A 24,003-nucleotide genomic window follows, 5' to 3' on the forward strand; every position below is an offset into this window, starting at 1 on the left:
AATTTTTAGTGTTAAATTTGACAATAATTAAAAATTTTATCAACCCTTTAAATGTTAAATTTATGGATGAAGGGTGTTTAAATGTTTTTTTTATAACTTTTATCTTAAAAAAACGTCAACGCAAACTGATGAATTTTGTAAAAAAAACCGTGAAGCTTTAATATTCAGTATCAATAAAGGTATAAAGTATTTTAGGGCGGTATGTTTTTTTAAGTATACAATAAAAATTTTTGAGTTTTATATGGATGGAAAATATTAATTTTCTTTTTAAGAATTTCGATTTTTTTTGTTCATGTTTTCTGATTTCATTCTGATAATTTTAACCCAATGTGAAATTAAAGTTAAGAGGGGTTGAAAGTAAAAAGTGGCCGCATAAGACATGCAGCCACTTTTCGTTTATTATGATTTTATAGATTAGAATTTATCCCAAAACAATTTTGTTTCTACAGCGTCACCACCAATTGCGGCGCTTGCTTCTGTGTAGCTAGCTTTGTTTAATGACTGCTCAATAATTGGATAGGTATAGCGCATTGGAAAACCTGATACGGCATCTGGCGGTGCAACTAACACCGGGAAGTCTAATCTTCTGTAGAACGACCATCCTTCAAATGAGTTGTTATAGAAAGCGATCCAGCTTTGAGTTCCTATTTTCTGTTTCCAAGTTCCTGTGGCAGTTGTATAGGCAACATCAGGATTCGCTAAGTAAGTTGTAGCATCAGCTTCAGTTCCTCCCCAATCTAAAATAGAAGCGGTTATTGCGGCGTTATAGTGTGCCTCTGCATTTGCAGGAGTTCCATATAAAGATCTTTCGGCAGCTTCTGCTAATAGAAATTCAGCTTCAGCGTAGTCTAAAATTGTTCCTGGAAAGTCCGGAGCTTGAATTGTTGGTGTGATGTGTGTGTTTTGTGAAAATGAATTTGCAGATCCATTCTCTCCGCCTATATATTCTATTTCCGGAGTAGATGGATCATCCATATTGTTGTCAAAGTATTTTGCACGTCTTGGGTCACTCAAATTATTCATTATATCTATTATGGTGCTAGTTGGGACAAAATCGTCACGACCACTTGCAACAAGATCTACATATAATGGATTGGTGTTTGGTGTAGCCGTAAGATATTTTAGGTCTGCATTGTCAAGATTTGACGTAAATACAAATGGAGCGGCACTTGATACAGTAGCTTGAGCCAATGCGCTTTCGGAAGGAATATCAGAAATCGTTATACCCAATCTTAATTTTAGAGTGTTTGCAAACTTAATCCATTTTGCGACATCACCTCCATATATCCTGTCATTGTCCCCGAAACTTTTGCCACCAGTGTTTAGTTTGGCAATTGCATTGTTTAGTCTGCTGATCAAATCTTTGTAAATTGTCAGGCCATCATCGTATTTTGGTGTTTTGTAGTTAAGATCTATAGCTTGAGAATATGGAATGTTGCCGAATGTCTCAACTAATACCGCATAAGTGTAAACATTTAAAACTTCGATGATTGCAAGTTTGTTTTGTTTGTCTAAAGGGTTTTCTGTTAAGCCAAGCGGAGTATTGGTTATATTGATAGCGCTTTGATCTAAGTCTTTTAATACATCTTTATATAAGAATTGCCAGTGTTGTTCTGGGATTGTTCTTGTAACTAAGTCGTAATTGCTTTCGTCTGTGTAAACTGTCTCTGTAAAATATTGATTAATTAGTCTGAATATATTATTATTGACATTTGTGTTTGTCATTTGGTCTACCAAACTTTTTTGCGCACTTGTAAACAGAGCTTCTCCTGGAACATTTGATGGGTCTTTTACATTCACATTTAATTTTTCTATATCATCAGAGCAGGACGAGAATGTTACTGCGGTTAGTATGATTATAAATATCTTTTTCATGATTTCTTGTTTTAAAATTGGATTTTAATGTTGAAGCTGATGTCTCTTGTAGATGGTAAAGATCCTGTTGAGTAGCCTTGCAAGTTACCTGCTCCTAATCCTGATTCTGGATCTGCATCTGGTAAGTTTTTGTGTATAATCCAAAGGTTTGTTCCGACAACGCTAAAAGTCATTCCGTTGATGAATGTATTTTTTAGTACTTTTTCTGGTAACGAATATGTAATTGCTGTTTGTCTTAGTTTGATATAGCTTGCATCGTATACAAATGCTTCGTCTGGTAGACCTCTTCTGTAGCCTTGAGCGCCAAATCGGCTTGCTTCAATTCTGGTAGTGTTTACTGAGCCATCAGGATTTACTCCTGGGTTTATAAATCCTCCACTGTCAGATCCAGAAGTCAATGGATTTCTGATAGGGTTTCCAAGTTCATTTAAATATGCTGTGTCGTCTGGCAGACCTGTTGCTAAACCATAATAACGGTCTAGTGAGAATATCTGTCCGCCTTTTTGCATGTCGATTAAGAATTCAAGTGAAAAGTTTTTGTATGTGAATTTGTTGTTTAAACCTCCTGTGTAATCTGGATTTGCATTTCCAATTGCATTATCAGATGTTGAAGTTTTTATATATTGGCCATTGCTTGGGTCAACAACTCGTTGTCCGTTTAGGTAAGTGTATTTTGTGCCATATATTACACCATATGGTTGTCCGACAGCGGCATTTATTGTTACGCCTCCTTGAAAAGATCCTAGTTGTAGATTGTCAATTCCGTCTAAAAGGTCTAGTACTTTGTTTCTGTTTCTGGCAAAGTTTAAATTTACTTCCCATGAAAAAGTGTCTGTTTTTATCGGAGTACCATTTAAAGATATTTCAATCCCTTTATTTTCAATTTCTCCTGCATCAATCAATTCGTATAGGTATCCTGTAGAGGCAGTAAGTCTTAATGGAATTATTTGGTCAATTGAATTTGATTTGTAATAAGAAAAATCAAATCCTAATCTCTTTTTGAAGAAAGAAAGTTCTAGACCTGCTTCGTAACTTTTTGTGCGCTCTGGTTTTAGATTCGGGTTGTTTTTGGTATCTTTTACCGATGCTGATGCTGCTCCAAATGCTGTATTAACTGCATATGTATCTAGGACTCTGTCAAAACTAGGGCTGTTTCCAACTTCTGCATAATTAAGTCTTACTTTTCCAAAAGATAACCAATCTGCTTTTACAAATTTGGAGAATACAAAACTGGTTGAAACGGATGGATAGTAGTAAGTGCTATTTGCTTCTGGAAGAGTTGAAGAGTGGTCTCTTCTGATTGTCCCTTCAAGAAATAAGTAATCTTGATAACCAAAAGATGCGCTCCCGTAAAGACCGTCTACGCCTATTGCTTCATCTCTTTCAACAGGTGCTAATAGAGGGCTTACCGTATTTTGTAGTGAATATAATTTTGGTATAGCAAGTCCGCCGTTTGTTGCTGCGAATATCGAATTGTAGTAGCTTCTTCTAATGTTTACTCCGACAACGCCTTTTAGATTTAGTTTTTCTGTAATGTCTGTGTTGTAGTTTAGCATGAAGTCATAATTGTATTCGCTGAATCCAATGTTTTTACGTGAGTAACCTGATGATGCTGGGTTTCTATTAAGAGAGCCGTCGCCACCTCCAGTTCCAATACCAAAATCGACAGGTACACTTCCAATTGCTCTTCTTTCTTCTTGTAGTTCGTCATAAGTGTCAACAGAAATTCGGCCAAAAGCATCTAGCCAACTTGCAATTTTATAGTTTAAAGAAACGTTTCCAATGAATCTGCTTCTGCTATCTGATTCGTAATTTTCATAGCGTTGAAAGTATGGGTTATCCCAAAATGCTGGAGTAGGCTCCTGGTAAGATTTTGGATTCCATGTTACATTTCGTCCTGTAAGTTCATAAGCTTGTCTTAGACTTTTTATGTCAACATTGGTTTGCCACCATTGTCTAAAATTACCAGCAATATTGTCATTGTATCCTGTGCTGTTTCTACCAATTGTACTTGTTTTTGTAAAGTTTCCATACCCGGCTACAGTCAATCTTTCATTGATAAGAGTAGATGCGTTCAAGGTGAAAGTATTTCTCTTTAAGCTACTGTTTGGCAATAAACCAGTTTGGTCAAGATTATTGGCTCCTAATCTTAGATAGCCGTTTTCCAAACCTTTATCAATAGAAATAGAATTGGTAAGAGCTACTGGTTTTTGGAAAAAGGTAATTGGACCATTTTTTGCTGCCACCCAAGGCGTGGCTTTCATATAATTTGGGGATTCTGGGTAAAAAGCATCCCATTGATAGACCATTAAATTTGGATCAAAAGCTTGCCCATAAGAAGCATCTTCGGTTAATGGAGTTACATTGTCTAGTACTCCGTCTCCATTTATATCGATACGATCTAAATAGGAATCTTCGTCCGGTCCGTAATAAGGGCCATATCCAGCACCATATTGGTTTTGGTATTTTATAAAAGTGCTTTTGTCGACAGAGCCAATTGTTACGCCTGAATTAACGGTGATAGAATAGCCTTTAGCTTTTTTATTTCCTTTTTTCGTTGTTATAACAACAACACCATTAGCGGCTCTTGATCCATAAAGTGCGCTGGCCGCAGAACCTTTAAGTACGTTGATAGATTCGATGTCTTCAGGATTAATGTCTGATGCTGCGCTTCCGTAGTCATAACCTGCTCCCGATTGTTCCTGATCTCTTGTGTTTGAATTGTTGTTGCTTACAGGAACTCCATCAATAACAAATAGAGCTTGGTTGTTTCCTGTTAGCGAAGAATTTCCTCTGATTACAATGTTAGTGGAACCTCCAAAGTTTGTTGTTCTTTTTACTTGTACTCCAGAGACTTTTCCTGATATTGCATTTACGAAGTTGTCGCTTTTAACGGCGGCTAGATTTTCTCCTTTAACTTCTTGAGTTGCATAGCCAAGAGATTTTTTCTCTCTTGATAATCCTAAAGCTGTAACAACAACTCCTTCTAGTTGTTGTGCATCGCTTGATAGTTTAGCATTAATTTTTGTTGAGCTCGCTGGGAATTCTTGGGATTTCATTCCAATGTAGCTAAAAACTAAAACTTGGCTCGGTGTTGCTTTGATAGAATATTTTCCATCAAAATCTGTTTGTGTTCCAGTTTTTGCTCCTTTTATTAACACACTTACGCCAGGTAATGGCATATTTGCATCATCGGTAACAATGCCTGAAACAGTTCTTTCTTGCGCAAAGGTTAGCTGCGCGATTAGTGCTAGTAAAAACACTAAGAATCTGTTAAACTTTGGTTTCATATTTGTCAAATATTTTGAATTAGTAATGTAATATTCGTAATTTCTTACTAAAATTCCTAATATTTTGTTAACAGATTTTTGTAATAGATTAAAATTTAACATTATAACAGATTGTGAGTATACTGTTATAAAATTTTATTTCGGTTTGATTTGTGCTACCATTTGCTATAATTATTTTTAATAAACCATTTTTTGTTAGTAGTCCTAAACCTACACCAGCGCTAATTAAGCTGTTGAATTTTTCGCTATTTTTTATTGAGGTTTGATCTTGGTAAATTCCATAATCAAGTATGGTGTGTATGTATAAATTTGAGCTAAGTAAATATCTGTATTCGGTAATGAATAGATTTGCAATGTTTCCTTGAAGACTATTTTCTGAGAAACCTCGAATTGAATTTAATCCTCCAAATCTAAAAAGTTCATTTGTTATGTAATTTTCGCTTTGTAGATATAAGATTTGTGGGTTGATATAGACAAAGTTTTTTTTGTTTAACTCGAAATTGTATGAGAAATTTAGGTTAGTGTAAAACTGATTTGTTGTTTCTTTAATTTCGGTAGTATTGTTTGCTGTTCTTTTTCCGTAACCAAATAATAGATTTGCATATGATTTTCTTAGAAATAGATAGTTGGAATTATTGTTTTTTTTGTATTCTAGGGTGGATGTAAAGTATGAGTTTTTGAAATCACTAATTGTTGCGTTATTGGTGTTTTGAATATCGCTTGATTCTGTTGATTGGTATCCTATATATACTTTAGAATTGTAGTTTAAATAATAACCTAGATCTATTGCGGTTTTTGTGTTTTGAAATGTGCTGTCCTGTTTGAAAATATTTAACTGAGCTTTTATTCCTAGAGCGGTTTTAAAAATGTATGGAACTTCAAGTCTTGTATTGAATGTTGTTTGTTTATTGCCATCACTTTTCCAGTACAATGAAAATTGTTCACCTGCATGAAGGGTGTTGATTAAAGAGATGTCTAAATATCCGTTAAGCTGTATTTTTTTGCTATCATCGTTTGAAAAACCGATATAGCCATCAAAAGTGTTTGCTTTTCTTTTGTCTAAATAGGTGTATACTTTTGTTGAGTCTTTGGTAAATAAGATTTCTGGGTATTTAGCTTGAGAAACAAACTCAAAATTATTGATGTCGTCAGAAAGTTTTTTAACGGTTTCTTGGTTGAAAGTTTTATTGATGTATTTCCTGTTCAGTTGTTTTAATGCTCCTTTTGGAAAATAATCTTTTAAAGAAGGATTTGTATAATTTATAATAATTGAGTTGAGGGTTCTTTTGATTTCAGAATCAAAATTTAAGTCAGCGTAAATTGTTGAATTCTTTTTTTTAATGTTTTCAAGTTTGATTTTTGAAAACGCAAAGCCGGCTTTTTCTTTCTCTGATATTTCTTGGTTTAAGAAATTCTCAAGCTCAGTGTAGGGAATGATTATGCTGTCTTTTGTGTTTTCTTTTGAATTATAAAAAAAACTATTTGCTCCTATATATATATGTATTTCCTTGATTTTTGTTTTTAAATCGATCAGAGCAGTATAAGTGGAGTCGTTTGTTTTTTTGTTTTCTAATATTTTAGAATCTGTATAGCCTTGTTTTGTGAGTTTGTTTAATACAGCTGAAATTTCGTTATTTAGCGATTTTATGTTAGGGTGTTTTTTTATGTAAAGAATCGAGTCAATGGTTTGGTTTTGTTTTTTGTTGATTCCATTTATGTTAAGGTAGAAAGATTGCGCAAAACAATTTGATGATAGGAGTAAAATGAATATGTAATATAATTGTTTCAAATGCAATCGGTTTGTTAGTTAAATGTAAAGCAAATATCTAATGTTTCTTTGTGAAATCATAGATATAAATAATGTTGTTGAAAATTAATGATTTAACGTTTGTATAGTGAAAAATATTTTATACATTTGCAACCCCGTAAAAAGCGGGAATTTAATAAACATAATAATTTTTAGTATTAATTATGCCAACAATTCAACAATTAGTAAGAACAGGAAGAACTCAGATCACTAAGAAGAGTAAATCGGTTGCTTTAGATTCTTGTCCTCAAAGAAGAGGGGTTTGTACGCGTGTTTACACTACTACACCAAAAAAACCAAACTCTGCAATGCGTAAAGTTGCGCGTGTACGTTTGACAAATGGTAATGAGGTGAATGCTTACATCCCAGGAGAAGGACATAATCTACAAGAGCACTCGATAGTATTAGTGCGAGGTGGAAGGGTAAAAGATTTACCAGGTGTTAGATATCATATCGTTCGTGGAGCGCTTGATACGTCAGGTGTTGCAGGAAGAACGCAAAGAAGATCTAAGTACGGTGCTAAACGCCCAAAAGAAGCAAAAAAGTAATTTAAAAACTTTTAAGAAAAAGACATGAGAAAAAGAGCGGCAAAGAAAAGACCACTTTTACCGGATCCAAGGTTTAATGACCAATTAGTTACACGTTTTGTGAACAACTTAATGTGGGATGGTAAGAAATCTACAGCTTTTAAAGTATTTTATGATGCAATTGATATCATTGAAACTAAAAAGCAAAATGATGAGAAGACTTCATTGGAGATCTGGAAAGATGCTTTAACAAACGTTATGCCTCACGTAGAAGTACGTAGCCGTAGAGTTGGTGGAGCTACATTCCAAATTCCAATGCAGATTCGTCCAGACAGAAAAATTTCTATGGCAATGAAGTGGTTGATACTTTATTCTAGAAGAAGAAATGAAAAATCTATGGCACAGCGTTTAGCTTCTGAGTGTTTAGCAGCTGCTAAAGAAGAAGGTGCTGCAGTTAAGAAAAGAATGGATACTCACAAAATGGCAGAAGCTAACAAAGCATTCTCTCACTTTAGATTTTAATTCGTAAGAAATGGCTAGAGATTTAAAATATACAAGAAATATCGGAATCGCTGCTCATATTGATGCTGGTAAGACAACAACAACTGAGCGTATTCTTTTTTATACTGGAAAGTCACATAAAATTGGTGAGGTGCACGATGGTGCTGCAACAATGGACTGGATGGCTCAAGAGCAGGAAAGAGGTATTACAATTACTTCTGCTGCTACAACTTGTACTTGGAACTTCCCAACTGTACAAGGTAAAGTTATTCCAGAATCATTGCCTTACCACTTTAATATTATTGATACTCCTGGACACGTTGACTTTACTGTAGAGGTAAACCGTTCTTTACGTGTACTTGATGGTTTAGTTTTCTTATTTAGTGCTGTTGATGGTGTTGAGCCTCAATCAGAAACTAACTGGAGACTTGCTGATCAATATAGAGTTCCTCGTATGGGATTCGTAAATAAAATGGACCGTCAAGGTGCTAACTTCTTGGCTGTATGTGGACAGGTTAAAGATATGTTGAAATCGAATGCGGTTGCAATTACTTTGCCTATTGGTGATGAAGCAGATTTTAAAGGTATTGTTGACTTAGTTAAAAATCAAGCTATTGTATGGCATGATGAAACTCAAGGGGCTACTTTTGATGTTGTGGATATCCCAGCTGATATGGTTGATGATGTTAAGCATTACCGTTCTATTCTTATCGAAGAGATTGCAACTTATGATGAAAATCTTTTAGATAAGTACATGGAAGATGAAAATTCTATTACTGAAGAAGAAATCAATAACGCTTTAAGAGCGGCTACTATTGATATGGCAATCATTCCAATGCTTGCTGGTTCTTCATTCAAAAACAAAGGTGTTCAATTTATGTTGGATGCAGTTTGTAAATATTTGCCATCTCCATTAGATAAAGAAGGTATTGAAGGGATTCATCCCGATGATGCTGAGTTATTAGAAGAAGATCAAACTAAGATCATCCGTAGACCAGATGTAAAAGAGCCGTTCGCTGCTTTGGCATTTAAAATTGCTACTGACCCATTCGTAGGTCGTTTAGCTTTCTTCCGTGCTTACTCTGGACGTTTAGATGCTGGTTCTTATGTTTTAAATACTCGTTCTGGTAACAAAGAGAGAATCTCTCGTATTTACCAAATGCACGCTAACAAACAAAATCCAATCGAATTTATTGAGGCTGGGGATATTGGAGCTGCTGTAGGATTTAAAGATATCAAAACTGGAGATACTTTATCTGATGAAAAACATCCAATTATCTTGGAATCTATGAAATTCCCAGAGCCAGTAATTGGTATCGCTATTGAGCCTAAAACTAAAGCGGATGTTGATAAAATGGGTATGGCTTTAGCTAAATTAGCTGAAGAGGATCCAACGTTTACTGTAAGAACTGACGAGGCTTCAGGTCAAACTATTATTTCTGGTATGGGTGAGCTTCACTTAGATATCTTAGTTGATCGTATGAAACGTGAGTTTAAGGTAGAGGTTAATCAAGGTGAGCCGCAAGTAGAGTACAAAGAGGCGTTTACTAAATCTGCTCAACATAGAGAAACTTACAAAAAACAATCTGGAGGTCGTGGTAAATTCGGTGATATCGTATTTAGAATCGAACCTGCTGATGAAGTTGACGGTAAAGTTCCTGTAGGATTACAGTTTGTTAATGAGGTAAAAGGTGGTAACGTTCCTAAAGAATATATCCCTGCTGTTGAAAAAGGTTTCCGTGAGGCTATGAAAACAGGTCCGTTAGCTGGATATGCTGTTGATAGTTTAAAAGTGACTTTATTAGACGGATCTTTCCATCCTGTGGATTCTGATGCTCTTTCTTTTGAATTAGCTGCTAGAATGGGTTATAAGGAATCTGGACGTGCTGCTGGAGCTGTTATTCTTGAGCCAATCATGAAAATCGAAGTTATTACTCCTGAAGAAAACATGGGTGATATCGTTGGTGACTTGAACCGTCGTAGAGGTCAGGTTAATGATATGGGTGATAGAAATGGTGCTAAAACTATCAAAGCTGATGTGCCTTTATCAGAAATGTTTGGTTATGTAACTACATTAAGAACATTATCTTCTGGTAGAGCTACTTCGACAATGGAGTTTTCTCACTATGCAGAAACACCTTCTAATATTTCAGAAGAGGTAATCAAAAAAGCAAAAGGTAACGCTTAATTTTAAGAAAATGAGTCAAAAAATCAGAATAAAACTAAAATCTTACGATCACATGTTGGTAGATAAATCTGCTGAAAAGATCGTAAAAACAGTAAAAACTACTGGAGCAGTTGTAACAGGTCCAATTCCGTTGCCAACTCACAAAAAACTTTTCACTGTATTGCGTTCTCCGCACGTTAACAAAAAAGCGAGAGAGCAATTTGAAGTAATGTCATACAAGAGATTGATTGATATTTATTCATCTTCATCTAAAACTATTGATGCTTTAATGAAACTTGAATTGCCAAGTGGAGTTGAAGTTGAGATCAAAGTATAATTTTTTTTATATTTTTTTATATAAAAAGCGAGACATTTTTTGTCTCGCTTTTTTTGTTTTTAAAAGTCGCTTTTTGGATTTTGAGAAGTTAAAGTTTTGTATTTTTTAGAATCTTTTGAATTTTGGTAAAGTCCTTTGTTATAGGGGTGTTCGAGTTTTTTTTGTTGCGAATTTACTAGCTAATTGTTAAGTGAAAAATATTTTTAGGGTGAATAAATGGGCTTTGGTTTTGGTGTGAATATGGTTTGTTTTTGTGTTGTTTTGATGCTTGGATTTTGATAATGAGCGATTTAATTTTTGTAACTGTTTGGTTTATTCAATTTTAATATCTACTTTTGCACTCCCTGTTTGGAAATTTCTGTTATTTTCAAATTGAAGGGAATTTTAGTAATTAATAATTAATATTTATGTCTGGGTTAATTGGTAAGAAAATCGGCATGACTAGTATTTTTGACGAAAACGGGAAAAACATTCCTTGTACAGTAATCGAAGCTGGTCCATGCGTTGTTACCCAAGTCAGAACCAACGAGGTTGACGGGTATGAAGCGTTGCAACTTGGTTTCGATGACAAAAACGAGAAACATTCTACTAAAGCTGCTTTAGGGCACTTTAAAAAAGCTGGAACTGTTGCTAAGAAAAAAGTCGTTGAATTCCAAGATTTTGCAACTGAACAAAAATTAGGAGATCTTATTGATGTTACTATTTTTGAAGAAGGAGAATTTGTAGATGTACAAGGTGTGTCTAAAGGTAAAGGTTTCCAAGGTGTTGTTAAACGTCACGGTTTTGGTGGTGTTGGACAAGCTACTCATGGTCAGCACAACCGTTTAAGAGCGCCAGGTTCTGTAGGAGCTTCTTCTTATCCATCTAGAGTATTCAAAGGAATGCGTATGGCTGGAAGAATGGGAGGAGAAAATGTAAAAGTTCAAAACCTTAGAGTTTTAAAAGTAGTTGCTGAGAAGAATCTACTTGTTGTTAAAGGATGTATTCCTGGGCATAAAAACTCTTATGTAATCATTCAGAAGTAATGGAAGTAAAAGTATTAGATTTCAACGGAAAAGATACTGGAAGAAAAGTTCAACTTTCTGATTCAGTATTCGCAATTGAACCAAACAATCACGCTGTATATCTTGATGTTAAGCAATATCTTGCTAATCAAAGACAGGGTACTCATAAAGCTAAAGAAAGAGCTGAAGTAACTGGAAGTACACGTAAGATTAAAAAACAAAAAGGAACTGGTACTGCGCGTGCAGGAAGTGTTAAGAGTCCATTGTTTAAAGGTGGTGGAACAGTTTTCGGACCAAGACCAAGAAGTTATTCATTTAAATTGAATAAAGGCTTAAAGAGATTAGCTAGAAAATCAGCTTTCTCAATCAAAGCAAAAGAGTCAAATATTGTAGTTTTAGAAGACTTTAATTTTGAGACACCAAACACTAAAAATTTCATTAACGTTTTGAAAGCTTTAGGGTTAGAGAATAAAAAATCTTTATTTGTGTTGGGTGAGTCAAATAAAAACGTATATTTGTCGTCACGTAATTTAAAGGCTTCAAATGTCGTAACTAGCTCAGAATTAAGCACTTACGCAATATTAAACGCTAACAATTTAGTGCTTTTGGAAGGTTCTTTAGAGTTAATTGAAGAAAATTTAAGTAAATAATAGGAATATGAGCATTATTATTAGACCTATAGTAACGGAAAAAGTAACCAAAGAAAGTGAAGTTCTAAACCGCTTCGGATTCGTTGTTAACAAAAAAGCGAACAAAGTTGAAATTAAGAAAGCTGTTGAGGCTGCTTATGGAGTAACTATCGTTTCTGTTAACACTATGAATGTGAGACCAGATAGATCTACTAAATACACTAAAAGTGGTTTAATCAGTGGAAAGACAAATGCTTATAAAAAAGCAATTGTACAAGTACAAGAAGGAGAAACAATTGATTTTTACAACAATATCTAAGATAGAAAAATGTCAGTAAGAAAATTAAAACCTATTACCCCGGGTCAGCGATTTAGAGTTGTGAATGGTTATGACGCTATTACAACTGATAAGCCGGAACGCTCTTTGATAGCGCCGATAAAAAACTCAGGAGGTAGAAATAGTCAAGGAAAGATGACCATGCGTTATACGGGTGGTGGTCACAAGCAGAGATATCGTATCATCGATTTCAAAAGAACTAAAGATGGAATTCCAGCTACAGTGAAATCAATCGAATACGATCCAAATCGTACTGCATTTATCGCTTTATTAGCTTATGCTGATGGAGAGAAAACTTATATTATCGCTCAAAACGGATTGAAAGTTGGTCAGAAATTAGTTTCTGGACCAGAGTCTCAACCAGAAATCGGTAATACATTACCTTTAAGCAGAATTCCTCTTGGAACTGTTATATCTTGTATTGAGTTACGTCCAGGACAAGGAGCTGTTATTGCTCGTTCAGCTGGAACTTTTGCTCAGTTAATGGCAAGAGACGGGAAATACGCAACAATTAAAATGCCATCAGGTGAGACAAGATTAATCTTGTTAACTTGTTCAGCTACAATTGGAGCTGTTTCTAACTCTGACCACCAATTAGTTGTATCTGGAAAAGCAGGTAGAACAAGATGGTTAGGAAGAAGACCTAGAACTAGACCAGTAGCGATGAACCCTGTTGATCACCCTATGGGAGGTGGTGAAGGACGTTCTTCTGGAGGGCACCCACGTTCAAGAAACGGATTGCCAGCTAAAGGTTACAGAACTCGTTCTAAGAAAAACCCGAGTAACAAGTATATCGTAGAACGTAGAAAGAAATAATAAGATATGGCACGTTCATTAAAAAAAGGACCTTTCGTTCATTATAAATTAGACAAGAAAGTTCAAGAAAACGTAGAGAGTGGTAAAAATGCAGTTGTTAAGACTTGGTCTAGAGCTTCAATGATTACTCCAGATTTCGTTGGACAAACTATCGCAGTTCATAACGGTCGTCAATTTGTACCAGTTTACGTAACAGAAAACATGGTAGGTCACAAATTAGGAGAGTTTTCGCCAACTAGATCTTTTAGAGGTCATGCTGGAGCAAAAAATAAAGGTAAAAAATAAAAGAAGCAATGGGAGTTCGTAAAAGAGAAACAGCAGATGCGAGAAAAGAGGCTAATAAGTCTATCGCTTTCGCAAAATTGAATAACTGCCCTACTTCACCTAGAAAAATGCGCTTAGTAGCGGACTTGGTAAGAGGTCAGAAGGTAGAAAGAGCACTTAACATCTTAAGATTCAGTTCTAAAGAAGCTTCAAGAAAATTAGAAAAACTATTATTATCTGCAATCAATAACTGGGAGCAAAAAAATAGTGAAGGTAATTTAGAAGAAGCTGGATTATTTGTTAAAGAGATCAGAGTAGATGGTGGAATGATGTTGAAAAGACTTCGTCCAGCTCCACAAGGTCGTGCACACAGAATAAGAAAACGTTCTAACCACGTAACAATCGTGCTTGGAGCTATCAATAACACACAAAGCAATTCTTAAGCAGCATGGGACAAAAGACAAATCCAATTGGAAATAGACTTGGTATCATCAGAGGATGGGACTCAAACTGGTATGGTGGAAATGATTACGGCGATAAATTAGCTGAAGATCACAAAATCAGAAAGTATATCCATGCTCGTTTATCAAAAGCTAGTGTATCAAAAGTAATCATCGAGAGAACTTTGAAACTTGTAACCGTTACTATCACTACTGCTAGACCTGGTATCATTATCGGAAAAGGTGGACAAGAGGTAGACAAGTTAAAAGAAGAACTTAAGAAAGTTACTGACAAAGAGGTTCAAATTAACATCTTTGAAATTAAAAGACCTGAGCTAGATGCTTATCTTGTGGCTACAAGCATCGCTCGTCAAATCGAAAGCCGTATTTCTTACAGACGTGCAATCAAAATGGCTATTGCTGCTTCTATGCGTATGAACGCTGAAGGTATCAAAGTTTTGATTTCTGGTCGTTTGAATGGTGCAGAGATGGCGCGTTCAGAAGGTTTCAAAGAAGGTAGAATTCCTCTATCAACTTTCAGAGCTGATATTGATTATGCTTTGGCTGAAGCTCACACTACTTACGGTAGAATGGGTATCAAAGTATGGATCATGAAAGGTGAAGTTTACGGTAAGAGAGAACTTTCTCCACTTGCTGGAATGGACAAAAAACAATCTGGTACAGGTGGTGGAAAAGGTGGAGATGCTCCTAGAGGCAAATCTAACTTTAACAAAGGTGGAAAACCAGACGCTCGTAAAAGAAAGTAAATTTTTAAACTAAAGAAAAATGTTACAGCCTAAAAGAACAAAATACCGTAAGGTACAAAAAGGTAGAATGAAGGGTAACTCTCAAAGAGGGCATGAACTTTCAAATGGAATGTTTGGTATTAAATCTGTACATGAAGATGGAATGTTCTTAACATCTCGTCAAATCGAAGCTGCGCGTATCGCTGCAACTCGTTACATGAAGAGAGAAGGACAATTGTGGATTAAAATTTTCCCAGACAAACCTATCACTAAGAAGCCTCTTGAAGTACGTATGGGTAAAGGTAAAGGAGCAGTTGAATATTGGGCTGCTGTTGTTAAACCAGGAAGAATTATGTTTGAAGTTGGAGGAGTTCCATTGTCAGTTGCAAAAGAGGCTTTACGTCTTGCAGCTCAAAAACTTCCAGTAAAAACTAAGTTCGTCGTTGCTAGAGATTTCGAAGCATAATTTATATTTATTATGAAACAATCAGAAATAAAAGATCTTTCTGCAGCGGAGTTGCAAGAAAAGCTTAGTCAAACTAAGAAAGTATATGCTGACCTAAAAATGGCTCACGCTATTTCTCCAATTGCTAACCCACTTCAAATTAGAAGCGTTAGAAGAACAGTTGCAAGATTGGCTACAGAGTTAACTAAAAGAGAGTTACAATAATTGTATTCTGCTGAAAGATGGAAGAAAAAAGAAATTTAAGAAAAGAAAGAATAGGTGTTGTTACTTCAAATAAGATGGATAAATCTATCGTTATTTCAGAAGTAAGAAAAGTAAAACACCCATTATACGGTAAGTTCGTGTTGAAAACTAAGAAATATGTTGCACACGACGAAACAAACGACTGTAACATTGGAGATACTGTAAGAATTAGCGAAACGCGTCCTTTAAGTAAAACAAAATGTTGGAGATTAGTTGAAATCTTAGAAAGAGCTAAATAATTATGGTACAACAAGAATCAAGACTAAAAGTAGCAGATAACACGGGAGCTAAAGAAGTTTTAACTATTCGTGTTTTAGGAGGTACTAAAAGAAGATATGCCTCTGTTGGTGACAAAATTGTAGTTTCTATCAAAGATGCAACTCCAAACGGAAACGTGAAAAAAGGAGCTGTTTCAACTGCAGTTGTTGTACGTACTAAAAAAGAAGTGAGAAGAGCTGATGGTTCTTATATCCGTTTCGATGACAATGCATGTGTTCTTTTGAATGCTGCAGGGGAAATGAGAGGAACTCGTGTTTTTGGTCCGGTAGCAAGAGAACTTCGTGAAAAACAATTCATGAAAATTGTATCATTAGCACCAGAAGTGCTTTAATTCGTTTTAAGATGATAAAGCTAAAAATAAAATCAGGAGATATCGTAAGAGTTATTGCTGGAGACCATAAAGGTGCTGAAGGTAAAGTTTTACGTGTTTACCGTGAAAAAAACAAAGCGATCGTTGAAGGTGTAAACATGGTTTCTAAACATACTAAACCAAGTGCTAAAAACCCTCAAGGTGGTATCGTTAAGAAAGAGGCTTCTATTCAAATTTCTAACATTGCTTTAATTGATCCTAAAACTAAGGAGACAACTAGAGTAGGTATTAGAGTAGAAGGAGATAAGAAAGTAAGATTTTCAAAAAAATCTAATCAAGTACTATAGTAATGGCATATACACCTAGACTAAAAGAAGAATATAAGAGTAGAGTAATCTCTGCTCTTAAAGAAGAGTTCGGATATACAAACGTAATGCAAGTTCCTAAACTTGAAAAAATCGTTTTGAGCCGTGGAGTTGGTGCAGCTGTATCTGATAAAAAACTTATTGACTATGCAGTTGATGAGTTAACAAAGATCACTGGACAAAAAGCAGTTTCTACAATCTCTAAAAAAGACGTTGCGTCTTTCAAATTGAGAAAAGGAATGCCTATTGGAGCAAAAGTTACTTTACGTGGAGAAAGAATGTATGAGTTTTTAGATAGACTTATTACTTCTGCTTTACCACGTGTTAGAGATTTTGGTGGTATTAAAGCTACTGGTTTCGACGGAAGAGGTAACTACAATCTTGGAGTTTTAGAGCAAATCATTTTCCCAGAAATTGATATTGACAAAGTAAACAAAATTTCAGGAATGGATATTACTTTTGTTACTACTGCAAAAACAGACAAGGAAGCAAAGTCATTATTGGCTGAATTAGGATTACCTTTTAAAAAGAATTAAGACATGGCTAAAGAATCAATGAAAGCCCGCGAGGTGAAAAGAGAGAAAACGGTAGCTAAGTATGCTGAGAAGAGAAAAGCTTTATTAGAAGCTGGAGACTACGAAGGTTTACAAAGATTACCTAAAAATGCTTCACCAGTTCGTTTACATAATCGTTGTAAATTAACAGGTAGACCTAGAGGTTATATCCGTCAATTCGGTATTTCACGTGTAACTTTCCGTGAAATGGCTAACAATGGATTAATTCCTGGTGTGAAAAAAGCCAGCTGGTAATTTAAAAAAGTTTATAAATTGATTAAAGGTTCAGGAGGCAGAGTGCTTCCTGAAAACCATAATCGCAATCAAATACATATGTATACAGATCCTATTGCAGATTATTTGACTAGAGTTCGTAATGCTGTGGCTGCAAACCACAAAGTTGTTGAGATTCCAGCATCTAATCTAAAAAAAGAAATAACTAAGATCTTATTTGATCAAGGTTACATCTTAAGTTACAAATTTGAGCAGAACACAGTTCAAGGTTCTATCAAAATTGCTTTAAAGTACGATAAAGATACTAAAGAGCCTGTAATTAAAGATATTCAAAGAATTAGTAAACCTGGTTTACGTAAGTACGCAGGTGCTGCCAAATTACCAAGAATCCTTAACGGATTAGGAATTGCGATCGTTTCTACATCAAAAGGTTTGATGACTGGAAAACAAGCGAAGCAGTTAAATGTAGGTGGTGAAGTAATTTGTTACGTATACTAATTTTAAACACTAGATAAGATGTCAAGAATAGGTAAAAGCCCAATTGTAATTCCTGCTGGTGTAACTGTTGAAGTTAAAGACGGTAGTATTACAGTAAAAGGAAAAAAAGGTCAACTAACTCAGGAGTTTTCGGACGTAACTGTAAATGTTGAAGGTGATCAAATCGTAGTAGAGAGATCATCTGATTATAAAGACCAAAGAGCAAAACACGGATTATACAGAGCATTAATCAGTAACATGATTGTTGGTGTATCTGAAGGTTTTACAAAAGAACTTGAATTAGTTGGAGTTGGTTATAGAGCTTCAAACCAAGGACAAAAGTTAGATTTAGCTCTTGGATATTCTCACAATATTGTTTTAGAAATTGCTCCAGAAGTATCTTTAGAAACAATATCTGAAAAAGGTAAGAACCCAATCGTAAAATTAACATCATTTGATAAACAACTTTTAGGACAAGTTGCTGCGAAAATCAGAGGTTTCCGTAAGCCAGAGCCATACAAAGGAAAAGGTGTTAAATTTGTGGGTGAAGTATTAAGAAGAAAAGCAGGTAAATCAGCTTAAAATATAAGATTATGTCATTAACAAAATCTGAAAGAAGACAGAGAATTAAATTCAGAATTAGAAAATCGGTTAGTGGTACTGCTGCAAGACCTAGACTTTCTGTTTTTAGAAGTAATAAAGAAATTTACGCTCAAATCATTGATGATGTAAATGGAGTTACTATCTTAGCTGCATCTTCTAGAGAAAAAGAAATAGGAAAAGGTACTAACGTTGAAGTAGCTGCTGCTGTTGGAAAACTAGTTGCGGAGAAAGCGTTAAAAGCTGGGATTGATACCATCACTTTTGATAGAGGTGGATATTTATATCACGGTCGTATTAAATCATTAGCAGAAGGCGCAAGAGCCGCTGGACTTAAATTCTAATATATTATGTCTAAATACAAAAATGTAGAATTGGTAAAACCTAGTGGTCTTGAATTAAAAGATCGTCTAGTTAGTGTTAATCGTGTTACTAAAGTTACAAAAGGAGGTAGAGCTTTCGGTTTTTCTGCTATTGTAGTTGTAGGTGATGAAAATGGAGTAGTAGGTCACGGATTAGGGAAATCTAAAGACGTATCTGAAGCAATTGCGAAAGCAGTAGAAGATGCTAAGAAAAATTTAGTTAGAATTCCTTTAAATGGTCAATCTGTTCCTCACGAACAAAAAGGTAAATTTGGTGGTGCACGCGTATTCTTAATTCCAGCGTCTCATGGTACTGGAGTTATTGCTGGTGGAGCTGTTCGTTCAGTTCTTGAGTCAGTAGGTATTCACGATGTATTGTCTAAATCTCAAGGATCATCAAATCCACATAACGTAGTAAAAGCAACTTTTGATGCTTTATTGCAAATGAGAAGCGCTCACACTGTTGCAAAACAAAGAGGTGTTTCTTTAGAGAAAGTTTTTAAAGGTTAATTCAAGGAAATTATGGCTAAATTATTAGTAAAACAAGTAAGAAGCAAAATCAACTGTCCTCTTTCTCAAAAGAGAGGGTTGGAAGCTTTAGGTCTACGTAAAATTGGACAAGTTGTGGAGCACGAGTCAAATCCTGCTATCCTTGGGATGATAAACAAAGTTAAACACTTAGTTTCTGTTGAAGAAGCTAAATAACAAATACTGTTATGAATTTAAGTAACTTACAACCTGCTGAAGGATCTACACACAATCAAAATAAAAGATTAGGTAGAGGAGAAGGTTCTGGAAAAGGTGGTACCGCTGCACGTGGACACAAAGGAGCAAAATCTCGTTCTGGTTATTCTAAAAAGATCGGTTTTGAGGGAGGGCAGATGCCACTTCAAAGACGTGTACCTAAGTTTGGTTTCAAAAACATCAACCGTAAAGAATACGAAGGTGTTAATTTAGATACTCTTCAATTATTAGTTGATAACGGTGCAATTACTGATTCTGTTTCTATGACAGATTTCGTAGCAAATCGCTTAGCTTCTAAAAATGAAATCGTAAAGATTTTAGGTAGAGGAGAATTGAAAGCAAAATTAAAAGTAACTGCCCACAAATTTACTGCTACTGCAAAAGCTGCTATCGAAGCTGCTGGTGGAGAAGCTGTAACTATATAACTTATCTATTAAGATGAAGAAATTTATTGAATCAATAAGTAATGTTTGGAAAATCGAAGAACTAAAGAATAGAATCTTAATTACTTTAGGATTACTTTTAGTATATCGTTTTGGAGCACACGTTACGCTTCCTGGAATTGACGCAACGCAATTGACTGGTTTAGCGGGACAAACTAAAAATGGTCTAGGATCTATTCTAGACATGTTCACCGGGGGTGCTTTCTCTAAGGCTTCAGTTTTTGCCTTAGGTATCATGCCTTATATTTCTGCGTCTATTGTTGTTCAGTTGATGGGGATTGCGATTCCATATTTACAAAAACTTCAAAATGATGGGGAAAGTGGTAGAAAAAAGATTAATCAAATCACTCGTTGGTTGACAATCGCTATCACATTGGTTCAAGGTCCAACTTATATCTATAATTTATACAGAACATTGCCTAGTAATGCATTTTTGCTAGGCTTTAATTCTCCTGAATTTTTGTTCTCGTCTGTTATCATTTTAGTTACTGGTACAATTTTTGCTATGTGGCTGGGTGAGAAAATTACAGATAAAGGTATTGGAAATGGTATTTCATTGTTAATTATGGTTGGTATTTTAGCTCGTTTACCACAAGCTTTTATCCAAGAGTTTACAACTCGTGTTACCAATAACAATGGAGGTCCAATGTTATTAGTTATTGAAATTATTGTGTGGTTATTAGTTATCATTTCTTGTGTATTGCTTACAATGGCAGTACGTAGAATCCCTGTTCAGTATGCGCGTCGTACAACTACAGGAGATTACGAGCAAGATTTGGCAGGAGGTAATAGACAATGGATTCCTCTAAAGCTTAATGCTTCTGGAGTTATGCCAATTATTTTTGCTCAGGCAATTATGTTTATTCCTGCGGCTGTAGCTGGATTGTCTAAATCAGATACATCACAATCTATTGTTGGTGCATTTAGTAATATGTTTGGTTTCTGGTATAATTTTGTTTTTGCAACTTTAATTATTGTATTTACATTCTTTTATACTGCGATCACTGTACCTACTAACAAAATGGCTGATGATTTAAAGAGAAGCGGCGGTTTTATCCCTGGAGTTCGTCCTGGAGCAGAAACTTCTGATTTCCTTGATAAAGTGATGTCTTTAATAACTTTCCCAGGATCTTTATTCCTTGCTTTGATTGCTGTGTTCCCAGCTATTGTTGTAAGTATTATGGATGTACAACAATCTTGGGCAATGTTTTTTGGAGGTACCTCATTAATAATTATGGTTGGTGTTGCAATAGATACTATTCAACAAATCAATTCATACTTGTTAAACAAACATTATGATGGTTTAATGAAGACTGGTAAAAATAGAAAAGCGGTAGCTTAATATATTTATGGCAAAACAATCAGCAATAGAACAAGACGGATCAATCATTGAAGCATTATCAAATGCGATGTTCCGTGTAGAGTTAGAAAATGGACATATTGTAATTGCTCATATTTCTGGTAAAATGCGAATGCATTACATCAAATTATTACCTGGTGATAAAGTGAAACTAGAAATGAGTCCTTACGATTTGTCAAAAGCAAGAATTACTTATCGATATTAAAGGATATTCACTATGAAAGTTAGAGCATCAGTAAAAAAGAGAAGTGCCGAGTGCATTATCGTGCGTAGAAAAGGGAGACTGTACGTAATAAACAAAAAGAATCCTAGATTTAAACAAAGACAAGGATAATTATGGCAAGAATAGCAGGGGTAGATATCCCAAAAAACAAAAGAGGTGTTATCGCACTTACCTACATCTTTGGATTAGGAAAAAGTAGAGCTATTGAGATTTTAGAAAAAGCTCAAGTTAGCCAAGATAAAAAAGTTCAAGATTGGAATGATGATGAGATCGGAGCAATTCGTGAAGCTGTTTCATTTTACAAAATCGAAGGAGAATTACGTTCTGAAATTTCTTTAAACATTAAACGTTTAATGGATATTGGATGTTACAGAGGTATTCGTCATAGATCTGGTCTTCCATTAAGAGGACAAAGAACTAAAAACAACTCAAGAACAAGAAAAGGTAAAAGAAAAACTGTTGCTAACAAGAAAAAAGCAACTAAATAATAAGTAATATGGCTAAAGCAACTGCAAAAAAACGTAAAGTTATCGTTGAATCAACGGGTGAGGCTCATATTTCTGCCACTTTTAATAACATTATTATTTCTTTGACTAATAAGAAAGGTGAAGTTATCTCTTGGTCTTCAGCTGGTAAAATGGGTTTCAGAGGTTCTAAAAAGAACACTCCTTATGCAGCTCAAATGGCAGCAGAAGATTGCGCTAAAGTAGCACTTGAGGCAGGACTTAAAAAAGTGAAAGTTTATGTAAAAGGACCAGGTAACGGACGTGAGTCTGCTATCCGTTCTATTCATAACGGTGGAATTGAAGTTACTGAAATTATTGATGTTACTCCAATGCCACACAACGGATGTCGTCCTCCAAAAAGACGTAGAGTTTAATTTTTTATTTTTATAGTATAAACAAGGTAGAACATAGATTATCGAAGGATTAGACCTGAATTCATAATTTCTACCTTAAAATTTTTTTTAAAATGGCAAGATATACTGGTCCTAAAACCAAAATCGCTCGTAAATTTGGCGAGGCAATCTTCGGAGATGATAAATCTTTCGAAAAAAGAAATTACCCACCTGGACAACACGGGATGGCTAAAAAAAGAGGAAAAAAATCTGAGTACGCTGTTCAGTTAATGGAAAAGCAAAAAGCTAAATATTCTTACGGAATTTTAGAAAAACAATTCAGAAATTTATTCGAAAAAGCATCAGCGACTAAAGGAGTAACTGGTGAAGTTTTATTACAATTATGCGAAGCAAGATTAGATAATGTTGTTTTTAGAATGGGAATTGCTCCATCTAGAAGAGGTGCGCGTCAAATCGTTTCTCACAGACACATTACTGTAAATGGAGAGGTTGTTAATATTCCTTCTTACCACCTTAAGCCTGGTGATAAAGTTGCAGTTCGTGAAAAATCTAAATCTTTAGAAGCTATCGAACGTTCTTTATCAAATTCAAGTCATGTTTATGAATGGATTACTTGGAATAATGATCTTAAAGAAGGAACTTTCGTTTCTGTACCTGCGAGACTTCAAATTCCAGAAAACATTAAAGAACAATTAATCGTAGAGTTGTACAACAAATAATAATTGACTTAGTCGAAATTTATGGCAATATTTAATTTTCAAAAGCCCGATAAAGTTATCATGATCGATTCAACCGATTTTGAAGGTAAATTTGAGTTTAGACCTTTAGAACCTGGTTACGGATTGACAGTTGGTAATGCACTTAGAAGAGTTTTGCTTTCAGCGTTAGAAGGTTATGCAATTACATCTGTTCGTATCGAAGGTGTAGATCATGAGTTTTCTACTATTTCAGGTGTTGTTGAGGATGTTACCGAAATTATCCTTAATCTAAAACAAGTACGTTTCAAACGTCAGATTGAAGATATCGATAATGAATCAGTTACTATTTCTGTTTCTGGTAAAGATCAATTAACAGCAGGTGATTTTCAAAAATTTATCTCAGGTTTTCAAGTTTTGAATCCAGACCTTGTTATCTGTAATTTAGATTCTAAAATCAAATTGAACTTCGATTTAACAATCGAGAAAGGTAGAGGATACGTTCCTGCTGAAGAGAACAAAAAACAGAATGCTGCAATTGGAACAATTTTTACAGATTCTATTTTTACTCCGGTAAAAAATGTAAAATATGCAATCGAAAATTTCCGTGTAGAGCAAAAAACAGATTACGAAAAATTAGTTTTTGAAATCAAAACTGATGGATCTATTAATCCAAAAGATGCTCTTACTGAAGCTGCTAAAGTTTTAATTCACCATTTCATGTTATTCTCTGACGAAAGAATTACACTTGAGGCTGACGAAATTGCACAAACAGAATCGTATGATGAAGAGTCATTGCATATGAGACAATTGCTTAAAACTAAGCTTGTTGATATGGATTTATCTGTGAGAGCATTAAATTGCTTGAAAGCGGCTGAAGTTGATACACTTGGTGATTTAGTATCGTTCAATAAAAATGACCTAATGAAATTCCGTAATTTTGGTAAAAAATCTTTAACTGAACTTGATGAACTTGTTGCAGTGAAGAATTTAACTTTCGGAATGGATTTAGCTAAATACAAATTAGATAAAGAATAATTTACTTCATA

At 34.9% G+C, this 24,003-nt stretch carries 34 protein-coding genes; 31 read left to right on the plus strand and 3 right to left on the minus strand.

The window, feature by feature from the left end:
- Positions 1-414: 414 nt before the first annotated feature.
- The 3 genes from RB618_RS10160 to RB618_RS10170 form a co-directional block, all read right to left on the minus strand.
- Positions 415-1,875, minus strand: coding sequence for a SusD/RagB family nutrient-binding outer membrane lipoprotein (locus RB618_RS10160; protein WP_308068645.1), 1,461 nt, complete (start codon positions 1,873-1,875; stop codon positions 415-417).
- Between the two features lie 11 nt (positions 1,876-1,886).
- Positions 1,887-5,165 (minus strand): SusC/RagA family TonB-linked outer membrane protein, encoded by a 3,279-nt coding sequence (locus RB618_RS10165; protein ID WP_308068646.1) that lies wholly within the window; start codon positions 5,163-5,165, stop codon positions 1,887-1,889.
- An 88-nt stretch (positions 5,166-5,253) separates the two neighbouring features.
- Positions 5,254-6,954 (minus strand): hypothetical protein, encoded by a 1,701-nt coding sequence (locus RB618_RS10170; RefSeq protein ID WP_308068647.1) that lies wholly within the window; start codon positions 6,952-6,954, stop codon positions 5,254-5,256.
- 182 nt (positions 6,955-7,136) lie between these two features.
- Here RB618_RS10170 and rpsL point away from each other — a divergent pair, with 182 nt between their 5' ends.
- The 31 genes from rpsL (at position 7,137) to RB618_RS10325 (ending at position 23,992) form a co-directional block, all read left to right on the plus strand.
- Entirely contained in the window at positions 7,137-7,520 is a 384-nt protein-coding gene (gene rpsL, locus RB618_RS10175; RefSeq protein ID WP_007136570.1) for a 30S ribosomal protein S12, read from the plus strand.
- A gap of 24 nt (positions 7,521-7,544) precedes the next feature.
- Entirely contained in the window at positions 7,545-8,021 is a 477-nt protein-coding gene (gene rpsG, locus RB618_RS10180) for a 30S ribosomal protein S7 (protein ID WP_026727879.1), read from the plus strand.
- Between the two features lie 10 nt (positions 8,022-8,031).
- On the plus strand, positions 8,032-10,188 hold the full coding sequence (gene fusA, locus RB618_RS10185; protein ID WP_026727878.1) for an elongation factor G: 2,157 nt from the start codon (positions 8,032-8,034) through the stop codon (positions 10,186-10,188).
- A 10-nt stretch (positions 10,189-10,198) separates the two neighbouring features.
- Entirely contained in the window at positions 10,199-10,504 is a 306-nt protein-coding gene (gene rpsJ, locus RB618_RS10190; RefSeq protein ID WP_007803605.1) for a 30S ribosomal protein S10, read from the plus strand.
- 407 nt (positions 10,505-10,911) lie between these two features.
- Positions 10,912-11,529: a 50S ribosomal protein L3 gene (gene rplC / locus RB618_RS10195; RefSeq protein WP_144217592.1), complete on the plus strand. Its 618-nt coding sequence runs from the start codon at positions 10,912-10,914 to the stop codon at positions 11,527-11,529.
- Positions 11,529-12,158: a 50S ribosomal protein L4 gene (rplD, locus tag RB618_RS10200; protein ID WP_274254397.1), complete on the plus strand. Its 630-nt coding sequence runs from the start codon at positions 11,529-11,531 to the stop codon at positions 12,156-12,158. Before rplC ends, rplD begins: the two co-directional genes overlap by 1 nt.
- 7 nt (positions 12,159-12,165) lie before the next feature.
- A complete protein-coding gene (rplW, locus tag RB618_RS10205; protein WP_008464286.1) occupies positions 12,166-12,456 on the plus strand; it encodes a 50S ribosomal protein L23 in 291 nt (96 codons plus the stop codon).
- 9 nt (positions 12,457-12,465) lie between these two features.
- The gene (gene rplB, locus RB618_RS10210) at positions 12,466-13,290 is read left to right on the plus strand and encodes a 50S ribosomal protein L2 (RefSeq protein WP_008464287.1); all 825 of its coding nucleotides are present in this window, start codon (positions 12,466-12,468) and stop codon (positions 13,288-13,290) included.
- Positions 13,291-13,296: 6 nt separating this feature from the next.
- Complete coding sequence (gene rpsS, locus RB618_RS10215) at positions 13,297-13,575, plus strand: 30S ribosomal protein S19 (protein ID WP_008464288.1); 279 nt, start codon at positions 13,297-13,299, stop codon at positions 13,573-13,575.
- A gap of 8 nt (positions 13,576-13,583) precedes the next feature.
- Positions 13,584-13,997, plus strand: coding sequence for a 50S ribosomal protein L22 (rplV, locus tag RB618_RS10220; RefSeq protein WP_007803631.1), 414 nt, complete (start codon positions 13,584-13,586; stop codon positions 13,995-13,997).
- Positions 13,998-14,002: 5 nt separating this feature from the next.
- Positions 14,003-14,761, plus strand: a complete 759-nt coding sequence (rpsC, locus tag RB618_RS10225) for a 30S ribosomal protein S3 (RefSeq protein WP_008464292.1) — start codon at positions 14,003-14,005, stop codon at positions 14,759-14,761.
- A gap of 19 nt (positions 14,762-14,780) precedes the next feature.
- Positions 14,781-15,206: a 50S ribosomal protein L16 gene (gene rplP, locus RB618_RS10230; protein WP_008464295.1), complete on the plus strand. Its 426-nt coding sequence runs from the start codon at positions 14,781-14,783 to the stop codon at positions 15,204-15,206.
- A 12-nt stretch (positions 15,207-15,218) separates the two neighbouring features.
- The gene (rpmC, locus tag RB618_RS10235) at positions 15,219-15,410 is read left to right on the plus strand and encodes a 50S ribosomal protein L29 (protein WP_008464297.1); all 192 of its coding nucleotides are present in this window, start codon (positions 15,219-15,221) and stop codon (positions 15,408-15,410) included.
- Between the two features lie 17 nt (positions 15,411-15,427).
- On the plus strand, positions 15,428-15,688 hold the full coding sequence (rpsQ, locus tag RB618_RS10240; RefSeq protein WP_012022485.1) for a 30S ribosomal protein S17: 261 nt from the start codon (positions 15,428-15,430) through the stop codon (positions 15,686-15,688).
- Positions 15,689-15,690: 2 nt separating this feature from the next.
- The gene (gene rplN / locus RB618_RS10245; RefSeq protein ID WP_007803649.1) at positions 15,691-16,059 is read left to right on the plus strand and encodes a 50S ribosomal protein L14; all 369 of its coding nucleotides are present in this window, start codon (positions 15,691-15,693) and stop codon (positions 16,057-16,059) included.
- An 11-nt stretch (positions 16,060-16,070) separates the two neighbouring features.
- Positions 16,071-16,385: a 50S ribosomal protein L24 gene (rplX, locus tag RB618_RS10250; protein WP_026727873.1), complete on the plus strand. Its 315-nt coding sequence runs from the start codon at positions 16,071-16,073 to the stop codon at positions 16,383-16,385.
- Positions 16,386-16,387: 2 nt separating this feature from the next.
- Complete coding sequence (gene rplE / locus RB618_RS10255; RefSeq protein WP_012022484.1) at positions 16,388-16,939, plus strand: 50S ribosomal protein L5; 552 nt, start codon at positions 16,388-16,390, stop codon at positions 16,937-16,939.
- A 3-nt stretch (positions 16,940-16,942) separates the two neighbouring features.
- Positions 16,943-17,212 carry a 30S ribosomal protein S14 gene (gene rpsN, locus RB618_RS10260; protein WP_008464305.1) on the plus strand — a complete coding sequence of 90 codons (270 nt, stop codon included), beginning with the start codon at positions 16,943-16,945 and terminating at the stop codon, positions 17,210-17,212.
- A 78-nt stretch (positions 17,213-17,290) separates the two neighbouring features.
- Positions 17,291-17,689: a 30S ribosomal protein S8 gene (gene rpsH, locus RB618_RS10265; RefSeq protein WP_008464306.1), complete on the plus strand. Its 399-nt coding sequence runs from the start codon at positions 17,291-17,293 to the stop codon at positions 17,687-17,689.
- A gap of 18 nt (positions 17,690-17,707) precedes the next feature.
- Positions 17,708-18,250, plus strand: a complete 543-nt coding sequence (gene rplF / locus RB618_RS10270; RefSeq protein ID WP_308068653.1) for a 50S ribosomal protein L6 — start codon at positions 17,708-17,710, stop codon at positions 18,248-18,250.
- Between the two features lie 11 nt (positions 18,251-18,261).
- Positions 18,262-18,612, plus strand: coding sequence for a 50S ribosomal protein L18 (gene rplR / locus RB618_RS10275; protein ID WP_008464310.1), 351 nt, complete (start codon positions 18,262-18,264; stop codon positions 18,610-18,612).
- Between the two features lie 3 nt (positions 18,613-18,615).
- Entirely contained in the window at positions 18,616-19,140 is a 525-nt protein-coding gene (rpsE, locus tag RB618_RS10280) for a 30S ribosomal protein S5 (protein ID WP_085949269.1), read from the plus strand.
- A 12-nt stretch (positions 19,141-19,152) separates the two neighbouring features.
- Positions 19,153-19,335 carry a 50S ribosomal protein L30 gene (rpmD, locus tag RB618_RS10285; protein ID WP_008464315.1) on the plus strand — a complete coding sequence of 61 codons (183 nt, stop codon included), beginning with the start codon at positions 19,153-19,155 and terminating at the stop codon, positions 19,333-19,335.
- Between the two features lie 11 nt (positions 19,336-19,346).
- Positions 19,347-19,799, plus strand: a complete 453-nt coding sequence (gene rplO, locus RB618_RS10290) for a 50S ribosomal protein L15 (protein ID WP_306158220.1) — start codon at positions 19,347-19,349, stop codon at positions 19,797-19,799.
- Positions 19,800-19,812: 13 nt separating this feature from the next.
- Positions 19,813-21,159: a preprotein translocase subunit SecY gene (gene secY, locus RB618_RS10295; protein ID WP_007803669.1), complete on the plus strand. Its 1,347-nt coding sequence runs from the start codon at positions 19,813-19,815 to the stop codon at positions 21,157-21,159.
- 7 nt (positions 21,160-21,166) lie between these two features.
- The gene (infA, locus tag RB618_RS10300; protein WP_007136545.1) at positions 21,167-21,382 is read left to right on the plus strand and encodes a translation initiation factor IF-1; all 216 of its coding nucleotides are present in this window, start codon (positions 21,167-21,169) and stop codon (positions 21,380-21,382) included.
- 12 nt (positions 21,383-21,394) lie between these two features.
- Complete coding sequence (gene ykgO / locus RB618_RS10305; RefSeq protein WP_002987490.1) at positions 21,395-21,511, plus strand: type B 50S ribosomal protein L36; 117 nt, start codon at positions 21,395-21,397, stop codon at positions 21,509-21,511.
- 2 nt (positions 21,512-21,513) lie between these two features.
- Positions 21,514-21,888 carry a 30S ribosomal protein S13 gene (rpsM, locus tag RB618_RS10310; protein ID WP_008464322.1) on the plus strand — a complete coding sequence of 125 codons (375 nt, stop codon included), beginning with the start codon at positions 21,514-21,516 and terminating at the stop codon, positions 21,886-21,888.
- A gap of 8 nt (positions 21,889-21,896) precedes the next feature.
- Positions 21,897-22,280, plus strand: coding sequence for a 30S ribosomal protein S11 (rpsK, locus tag RB618_RS10315; protein WP_026727866.1), 384 nt, complete (start codon positions 21,897-21,899; stop codon positions 22,278-22,280).
- Between the two features lie 92 nt (positions 22,281-22,372).
- Positions 22,373-22,978, plus strand: a complete 606-nt coding sequence (gene rpsD, locus RB618_RS10320) for a 30S ribosomal protein S4 (protein ID WP_008464326.1) — start codon at positions 22,373-22,375, stop codon at positions 22,976-22,978.
- 21 nt (positions 22,979-22,999) lie between these two features.
- Positions 23,000-23,992: a DNA-directed RNA polymerase subunit alpha gene (locus RB618_RS10325; protein WP_008464329.1), complete on the plus strand. Its 993-nt coding sequence runs from the start codon at positions 23,000-23,002 to the stop codon at positions 23,990-23,992.
- The last annotated feature ends 11 nt before the right edge of the window (positions 23,993-24,003 follow it).

It is taken from the genome of Flavobacterium sp. LHD-85 (assembly GCF_030929595.1).
Taxonomy (GTDB): domain Bacteria; phylum Bacteroidota; class Bacteroidia; order Flavobacteriales; family Flavobacteriaceae; genus Flavobacterium.

Bases quoted from the DNA above. Each gene is read 5' to 3' on its own strand.
- RB618_RS10160 (WP_308068645.1), bottom strand. From the start codon at position 1,875: ATGAAAAAGATATTTATAATCATACTAACCGCAGTAACATTCTCGTCC.
- RB618_RS10165 (WP_308068646.1), bottom strand. From the start codon at position 5,165: ATGAAACCAAAGTTTAACAGATTCTTAGTGTTTTTACTAGCACTAATC.
- rpsL (WP_007136570.1), top strand. From the start codon at position 7,137: ATGCCAACAATTCAACAATTAGTAAGAACAGGAAGAACTCAGATCACT.
- rpsG (WP_026727879.1), top strand. From the start codon at position 7,545: ATGAGAAAAAGAGCGGCAAAGAAAAGACCACTTTTACCGGATCCAAGG.
- fusA (WP_026727878.1), top strand. From the start codon at position 8,032: ATGGCTAGAGATTTAAAATATACAAGAAATATCGGAATCGCTGCTCAT.
- rpsJ (WP_007803605.1), top strand. From the start codon at position 10,199: ATGAGTCAAAAAATCAGAATAAAACTAAAATCTTACGATCACATGTTG.
- rplC (WP_144217592.1), top strand. From the start codon at position 10,912: ATGTCTGGGTTAATTGGTAAGAAAATCGGCATGACTAGTATTTTTGAC.
- rplD (WP_274254397.1), top strand. From the start codon at position 11,529: ATGGAAGTAAAAGTATTAGATTTCAACGGAAAAGATACTGGAAGAAAA.
- rplW (WP_008464286.1), top strand. From the start codon at position 12,166: ATGAGCATTATTATTAGACCTATAGTAACGGAAAAAGTAACCAAAGAA.
- rplB (WP_008464287.1), top strand. From the start codon at position 12,466: ATGTCAGTAAGAAAATTAAAACCTATTACCCCGGGTCAGCGATTTAGA.
- rpsS (WP_008464288.1), top strand. From the start codon at position 13,297: ATGGCACGTTCATTAAAAAAAGGACCTTTCGTTCATTATAAATTAGAC.
- rplV (WP_007803631.1), top strand. From the start codon at position 13,584: ATGGGAGTTCGTAAAAGAGAAACAGCAGATGCGAGAAAAGAGGCTAAT.
- rpsC (WP_008464292.1), top strand. From the start codon at position 14,003: ATGGGACAAAAGACAAATCCAATTGGAAATAGACTTGGTATCATCAGA.
- rplP (WP_008464295.1), top strand. From the start codon at position 14,781: ATGTTACAGCCTAAAAGAACAAAATACCGTAAGGTACAAAAAGGTAGA.
- rpmC (WP_008464297.1), top strand. From the start codon at position 15,219: ATGAAACAATCAGAAATAAAAGATCTTTCTGCAGCGGAGTTGCAAGAA.
- rpsQ (WP_012022485.1), top strand. From the start codon at position 15,428: ATGGAAGAAAAAAGAAATTTAAGAAAAGAAAGAATAGGTGTTGTTACT.
- rplN (WP_007803649.1), top strand. From the start codon at position 15,691: ATGGTACAACAAGAATCAAGACTAAAAGTAGCAGATAACACGGGAGCT.
- rplX (WP_026727873.1), top strand. From the start codon at position 16,071: ATGATAAAGCTAAAAATAAAATCAGGAGATATCGTAAGAGTTATTGCT.
- rplE (WP_012022484.1), top strand. From the start codon at position 16,388: ATGGCATATACACCTAGACTAAAAGAAGAATATAAGAGTAGAGTAATC.
- rpsN (WP_008464305.1), top strand. From the start codon at position 16,943: ATGGCTAAAGAATCAATGAAAGCCCGCGAGGTGAAAAGAGAGAAAACG.
- rpsH (WP_008464306.1), top strand. From the start codon at position 17,291: ATGTATACAGATCCTATTGCAGATTATTTGACTAGAGTTCGTAATGCT.
- rplF (WP_308068653.1), top strand. From the start codon at position 17,708: ATGTCAAGAATAGGTAAAAGCCCAATTGTAATTCCTGCTGGTGTAACT.
- rplR (WP_008464310.1), top strand. From the start codon at position 18,262: ATGTCATTAACAAAATCTGAAAGAAGACAGAGAATTAAATTCAGAATT.
- rpmD (WP_008464315.1), top strand. From the start codon at position 19,153: ATGGCTAAATTATTAGTAAAACAAGTAAGAAGCAAAATCAACTGTCCT.
- rplO (WP_306158220.1), top strand. From the start codon at position 19,347: ATGAATTTAAGTAACTTACAACCTGCTGAAGGATCTACACACAATCAA.
- secY (WP_007803669.1), top strand. From the start codon at position 19,813: ATGAAGAAATTTATTGAATCAATAAGTAATGTTTGGAAAATCGAAGAA.
- infA (WP_007136545.1), top strand. From the start codon at position 21,167: ATGGCAAAACAATCAGCAATAGAACAAGACGGATCAATCATTGAAGCA.
- ykgO (WP_002987490.1), top strand. From the start codon at position 21,395: ATGAAAGTTAGAGCATCAGTAAAAAAGAGAAGTGCCGAGTGCATTATC.
- rpsM (WP_008464322.1), top strand. From the start codon at position 21,514: ATGGCAAGAATAGCAGGGGTAGATATCCCAAAAAACAAAAGAGGTGTT.
- rpsK (WP_026727866.1), top strand. From the start codon at position 21,897: ATGGCTAAAGCAACTGCAAAAAAACGTAAAGTTATCGTTGAATCAACG.
- rpsD (WP_008464326.1), top strand. From the start codon at position 22,373: ATGGCAAGATATACTGGTCCTAAAACCAAAATCGCTCGTAAATTTGGC.
- RB618_RS10325 (WP_008464329.1), top strand. From the start codon at position 23,000: ATGGCAATATTTAATTTTCAAAAGCCCGATAAAGTTATCATGATCGAT.